At 48.1% G+C, this 5,765-nt stretch carries 2 protein-coding genes; both read right to left on the bottom strand.

From position 1 onward, the window contains the following. Positions 1 to 68: 68 nt before the first annotated feature. Positions 69 to 3,137, bottom strand: coding sequence for a CusA/CzcA family heavy metal efflux RND transporter (locus tag GF404_07530; GenBank protein ID MBD3382031.1), 3,069 nt, complete (start codon positions 3,135 to 3,137; stop codon positions 69 to 71). An 8-nt stretch (positions 3,138 to 3,145) separates the two neighbouring features. Beyond that, positions 3,146 to 4,720 (bottom strand): efflux RND transporter periplasmic adaptor subunit, encoded by a 1,575-nt coding sequence (locus GF404_07525; protein ID MBD3382030.1) that lies wholly within the window; start codon positions 4,718 to 4,720, stop codon positions 3,146 to 3,148. Positions 4,721 to 5,765 lie beyond the last annotated feature (1,045 nt).

The following is a 5,765-nucleotide window of genomic DNA, read 5'->3' as shown; positions in this document are numbered from 1 at the left end:
CCAGCTTTTTTATGCACCAGATTATTGGATCTTATTATGAAAACAGATCCTGTTTTTCCATTCGCTTATCAGATCTCGGACTTTGTGCGCTTGCCAAAAACATTGTAAAGTGACGGTAAAACCACCAGCGTCAAAACCGAGGAAGTCAAAATTCCACCGACAACGACAGTTGCTAACGGTCTCTGGACCTCTGCTCCCACCCCGGTAGAAACAGCCATTGGAATGAAGCCGAACGCCGCCACCAGGGCTGTCATCATAACCGGCCTGAGACGGGTAACTGCGCTTTCCTTAATGGCGACGGTTATCTCCATTCCCTGAAACCTGAAACGCTTGATTGATGACACCAGGACCAGACCATTCAATACGGCAATACCTGATAGAGCGATAAAACCCACGCCGGCTGAAATCGAAAAAGGCATATCCCGCAATGCCAGGCTTACCGCACCGCCCACTGCGGCGATTGGCACACCGGCAAAAATCAGGATCGCATCTCGGGCTGACTTATAGGTCCAGTACAGCAATCCAAAAATTAGAATCAGAGACAATGGAACGACAATCACCAGTCGCATCCTGGCCCTTTCCAGGTGCTCAAATTGTCCGCCCAGGCGGATAAAATAATCCTTCGGCAAGGTGAGATTGTTTGCCAGTTTGTCACGTAATTCAGAAACGAATGATCCAATATCCCTGTCCCTGACATTGCATTGAACCACGATTCGGCGCTTGCTCCATTCCCGGGTAATCGTGGCAGGACCTTCCGCAAGTGACAGATCAGTAACCCGGTCCAATCCAATCATGCTTCCGGAACTCGATCTGATCAATACTTTATTGACATCTTCAACCGAATTTATACGGGTGGTATCGATACGCAGAGCCAGATCGAACCGCTTCTGCCCCTCGAAAACATCCCCGACAACAATTCCGCCCATGCTTTCAATGGCGGACAAAACTTCCCTGGCCGTAAGCCCAAAGCGTGCCAGTTTTTGCCTGTCGACTGCTATCCGCATTTGCGGTTGACCGGTCAATTGTTCGATAGTGACATCCGAACTTCCATCGATCTGTACCACCAAGGCCATAATCTCTTCAGCCTTATCTTCCAGCACAACCAGATCATCGCCAAAAAGTTTTATGCCGATATCACTTCGAATCCCCGCCACCATTTCATTGACACGCATTTCAATCGGCTGGGTGAAAATGCGGTTTTGTCCCGGCAAATCGGCCAGTTCGGTATCAATAGAACTAACAAGTTCCTGCTGAGTTTTGGCTTTGGTCCAGGTGTTTCGCGGTTTGAGAGAGATAAACATATCGGATAATTCCAATCCCATGGGATCGGTGGAGAGTTCAGCTGTGCCGGTCCGCGTCCAGATAAAATCTATTTCATCAGGGAATTTATTCAGCAGGTTTTTCTCAATCAATGTATTATACTCAATTGACTGATCCAGCGATATTCCTGCCAGCCTCACAAAATTTATTACTATCGTGCCCTCGCTGAGGCGGGGTACAAACTCCGAACCCAGATTATTGAACAGGATGACACCGCCGATTATGATCAGCACTGCAGATATAATAACAATCCGGCTGTACTTAATGGCGCTGTTCAACAGGGGTCGATATATTCCGCGTATCCAGTTGACGAAAACCGGCTCCTTGTGCTGAGTTTTTCTTTTTAGAAATACGCTTATTAAGGCGGGTAAAACCGTAAAAGACAGTATCAGCGACCCGGTCAACACGAATACTACCGTCAGAGCCATAGGGCGAAAAAGCTTGCCCTCGATGCCCTGGAGAGTCAGTATTGGAAGATAGACTATGATGATAATCAGTTCGCCGAACAATGTCGGTTTGCGTACTTCCAAAATAGCATCTTTAATAATTTGCAGGCGATTTATCGATTTATCAGACTGGGATAAACGACGAACGGTGTTTTCCACCTGGATTACAGCATTATCGACAGCCAGCCCGAAATCAATTGCCCCCAGGCTCATTAGGCTACCGACAATACCCGCTTTGGTCATCATATTAAAGGCGAACATCATGGAGAGTGGAATTGCCGAGGCGACGATTAAGCCGGCCCTGATATTGCCCAGAAACACAAACAATACCACGATTACCAATAGGGCCCCATAGACAAGATTATGTTCGACCGTCGACAGTACCTCACTGACCATATCAGTGCGTTCATAGACAGAAAACGCAGTGGAATTTTCCGGAAGGTTTTTCTTTGCGCTTTCGAGCCAGTCTGACAGATCCCTTGTGACCCGCGCCGGATTTTCCCCGGTGATCATAAATCCAAGGCCGAGGACGACCTCTCCCTGGCCGTTGTAGGTAGTGGCTCCGCGACGGTTTTCATGGCTTATTACCACCTGGCCGATATCCTTAACGTAAATAGGGACATCCTCTCTAACGTCGACTACAAGGTTTTCTATTTCCTCTACGGACTCAACAATCCCGATTCCACGCAAAATCGTCATCTCACCGCCTCGATTGATTTGACCGCCGGGCACATTCCCAAGCTCATCTTCAAGAGTTCCGGCGACTTCTTCGATGGTCAGATTGTACCGGGATAGAAGCAGGGGTGAAAAAAGAATCTGATACTGCCGTAAAAAACCGCCCCAGCTGTTAACCTCCGCCACTCCCGGAACTGACATCAACTGCGGTTTGATAATCCAGTCCTGGATGGTTCGCGCATGGGTGATATCATCTGATTCACTGAGTACCAGGTAATGGAAGATTTCACCCAATCCGGTAGAGACAGGGCTGAGCACCGGGGCTTCAATCCCTTCCGGCAACGGGACCGATATCAGCTTTTCGCTGACCTGCTGACGAGCCAGATAGACATCGATATCATCTTCAAAGATGGCATTGACCTGGCAGATCCCGTACTTGGTGACAGAACGCAGTTCTTTCAAACTGGCCAGGCCGGTCAGAGACTGCTCGATCGGAAATGTTACCAAAAGTTCAAGATCCTCGGTCGACCAGCCCGGTGCGGAGACATTGACCTGCACCATCGTTGGCGTGGTATCCGGAAAAGCATCGAACGGCAACTGCCAAAGCGCTACAATCCCGAAAAAAACCAGGATCAAGGCGATCGACAGAACCAGGTAACGGTTGTTCAGCGAGAATTCTATTACAGCACTCAGCATCCCATGCCTCAACCGACCGGTTCAAGACCGCAACATCCCGCTCCGATACTTGATTTTTTAAGTTCTGTCTTTAACAGAAAAGCGCCATTTACTATAATTCTGTCGCCTGCCTGCAGATCTCCCTGTACCTGGTAGAATTCTCCCAGGCTTCCAAGAAGATTGACTTTTCGCGGCCGATATCTAATATCGCTTTCCCTGACAAAGACGACATTGCAACAACCCTCCCATTGCACCGCATCACGGTGTACGAGCACAGCCTCGACATCTTGAAGGTCGGCAATAGTCACCACGCCAAACTCACCGGCGCTGAGTCCCGCCTGAGGATCGACGATTTCCGCCCGCACAACACCTGTACGGGTGTGCGGATCTAAATATCTTGATATCCAGATGATTTTAGCCCCGACACGATTCATGCCGTAGCCATCGGAAGTGAAAACGACTCTCTGATCCAGGTTTACGCGTTTAAGCTGGCTTTCCGTGAGCTGAGCTTCGACCCACATCGCCCGTGGATCGGAAATCATGGCATAGGACTGACCGGCCTGAAGCAGATCGCCTATCTGCGCGGAACGCTTGACAACAACGCCTTCGGACCTGGCTCTCAGTATAAACCTGTTGGAGATCTCTTGGGTGTCGATAACTCGTTTTATATCGGTCTCATGCAGTCCGGCAGATTTCAGCAGTCCTTTGATGCTGGCCAATTCTGCCAGGGCTTGATCGGTAAGGGCCGCCTGAGTTTCATACTCACTGGTGCTTATCAGGTTTTTCATTTTCAGCTTTTTATGACGTTTCAGTTCCGAGGCTTGAACATCATAAGCGGCTTTTGCTTTTAGCAGATTCGCTTCCAGGCTGGCAATCTCAGGTGACTGCAAAACCACAAGCTCATCACCCGGATTGACATAATCTCCGGGAGAAATCAACCACTTCTCAGCCACAGCCCTTACAGTTGAGGATACCACATTCATGCGGGTTTCATCGAACACAACCTCGGCCGGAGCTTCAATGACGGACTCCAGCGTCTCCGCGCGGACTACCTGGGTTGTCAGTCCTGCCTTCTTCACGGTGCTTTTTGATGCAAACTGGATTAATGCGCCGTTAGTGGCGCAGATGTTGGTATTTGACCTGAACAGGGAAACCTCTATTTGATCTCCGTTCGGGCTATCCGACAATTTAATAAACTGTTTTTCCTGGGGAAATTCGATTCCCGGGTTGCACAACCGGCAGTGCGATTCAGGCAGATCATGGCCGGTACACCAGTCTCCAGTTTGCTTGAATTTGGGAATAAGCTTTGGATTACAGAGCGTGCATTCCGATTCCGGTACAAGATGCAGAGCACACCAGTCAGCGACGGCGGAGCTGTTCGTATCTGATTGTTCGCCAGTAAAATGATCATGACCGGCATGAGCATCAACCGGTTCTCCTGCATGATGCTCGCCAGGTCCATGATTGTGACCGGCATGAGCATCAACTTCAATAGCTGCCTGCTCCGGTCCTGTTTCAGACTGTGAGGTACAGCCGGAAAATGCTAACAGCGAAAGTAAAATGATATACAACAAGAGCGTAAATGGCTTTGATGATATTTTCATAATACCAGTCTCCTGTCAATACTTGATAATGGTGAAGACTATTTACAAACAGGTGAAAACGTTAAAAAAATGACGTCTTCATAAGTAAGAAAAAATCAGCAGAAACGAGGAGGATGATCTATCCTGTTTATACATTCCTGATCGCTAAAAACTGGGTAAAACGATTCAGAAAACGTTATAAACGCGGTATAGCCGTCAAAAGAATGCATGTCAGCATTGAGAAATACAAAAAATGAAGAACACGGCTCGCAAACGCAGGTATGTGAGGATTCACACCCGCAACCATGCTCGCATTCAGCCTCAAAATACTCCGCTGAATGCGAAATACAAAGAGCTGAAATTATCAGTATAGCTATTCCCAGTTTAATCATTATAATTCATAATATCCAGTAAGGACGTTTTATCAGTAAACACAGATAGGCAATAATTGTTTACTAATATACTAAATATTGATCTAAAAACAAGCACTTTTTGTCCTGTTATCACAAGGTGTGCGTATTTGGACTACGCAGTCAGGGTGTTGTGGAAGAATCCAAACAGCTGATTATTATCAAAAAAGAGAGGTACGCTACTGAAATCCCTTTAAGACCCAGGATATTTACTCTCCAGCTCAGCCTTCTTTAATACATTTTATCAATGCCAGTTTTTTATTCCTAATTCGTCTCCGTCTGAAGTTACAGGGTGTATCACTCTGCCACGCGTACCAAGCGGACGTAATTATAGATCCGGACAGCATCGCCCTGCGGGCTCATAGCGAAATAGTAACCGTCGGAAATATAGGAGTACGCGCTGAAATCTGCATACTTCCGGTCGCTCCGCTGTGCACCAGCGCCATGAACATCCAGCCAGTCGCCCATCGCATAACCCAAAGCGCGACCAAAACAGATATATACCGCGCTACTGCCGGTGCCGTCGGAACGGGCATGGGTGGTACTGCTCCAGAACCAGGGGTAATCAGCTTGTCCGTCTTCGTTTGTAATCTGCGTGATATTGAAGATCGAGTCGATTGCCGCGCTACCGGTTGCACTCGGAGCCTGAGAGTAGT

This window comes from Candidatus Zixiibacteriota bacterium (assembly GCA_014728145.1).
In the GTDB taxonomy this organism is placed as follows: domain Bacteria; phylum Zixibacteria; class MSB-5A5; order JAABVY01; family JAABVY01; genus WJMC01.
This window is presented reverse-complemented; position numbering and strand designations above follow the sequence as displayed.